The organism is Acinetobacter rudis, assembly GCF_000829675.1.
In the GTDB taxonomy this organism is placed as follows: domain Bacteria; phylum Pseudomonadota; class Gammaproteobacteria; order Pseudomonadales; family Moraxellaceae; genus Acinetobacter; species Acinetobacter rudis.
Genome location: NZ_BBRX01000143.1, coordinates 1 through 969 on the forward strand (window position 1 = coordinate 1; position 969 = coordinate 969).

Annotated in this window: 2 protein-coding genes; both read left to right on the forward strand. The window is 44.2% G+C overall.

The features are described from left to right. Positions 1–343: 3-keto-5-aminohexanoate cleavage protein (locus tag Aru01_RS18260; RefSeq protein ID WP_042111803.1), on the forward strand; the 343-nt coding region annotated here is incomplete at its 5' end. A 111-nt stretch (positions 344–454) separates the two neighbouring features. Next, positions 455–969 (forward strand): MFS transporter (locus Aru01_RS18265; protein WP_042111804.1); only part of this gene is annotated, 515 nt, incomplete at its 3' end.

A 969-nucleotide genomic window follows, 5' to 3' on the forward strand; every position in this document is an offset into this window, starting at 1 on the left:
CTTTATTCATCGTGTCCCTGATGGTTGTACCTTAACTTCAGAATCACTGCTGAAAAATGTACTGCCGTTTAACACCATGTCTATGGCGATGGGTCTGCATGCACGTGTTGGTAATGAAGATACGATTATCGATCATCAGGGGAAGCGCTTCTCTTCGGTAGAACAAATTAAACAAACTGTACGTATTGCACATGAGTTAGGGCGTGAAGTGGCGAATGGTCAAGAAGCTCGTGAAATTTATCGTATTGGTGTGCAATACAACAGTATTGAAGAAACTTTGCTGGCCAATGGAATGGCGCCAAATCGTCAAGTTGGGCAAAAAGGTGTACCACAGCGTAAATAGTAGATCTATTTAAAAGGAAGTTAAATTAAACGTTTAGATCTGGCGTGACCGCATTTTAAAACTCGGTTACGTCGATGCTCAGCGTCCAAATAAAAAACACAAGGAGGTCGTATGCATATTAATAATTATGAAGATCATACGGGTGGTGTTGTAGATACTTCGATGGGTATTCCTCGTCTTTATGCTTGGATTGTTTTTGCTTTAACCTTTGGTTTATTGATTTCGGACTATATGTCGCGCCAAGTGTTAAATGCTGTATTTCCACTGCTTAAGCAAGAATGGTTACTCAGTGATAGTCAGTTAGGTTTACTCAGTGGCATCGTTGCCCTCATGGTTGGTTTATTGACTTTGCCTTTGTCCTTACTCGCGGACCGTTTTGGGCGTGTTGAAAGTCTGGCTTTGATGGCAGGTTTGTGGAGTTTAGCAACGCTGGGCTGTGCCTTGGCTGACAACTATCAACATATGTTGATTGCTCGGTTTATGGTTGGAGTAGGTGAGGCTGCCTATGGCAGTGTGGGGATCGCTGTTGTGGTGGCGATTTTTCCCAGAGAAATGCGTGCGACACTGGCCAGTGCCTTTATGGCAGGGGGCGTATTCGGTTCATTTTTGGGTATGGCGCTAGGCGG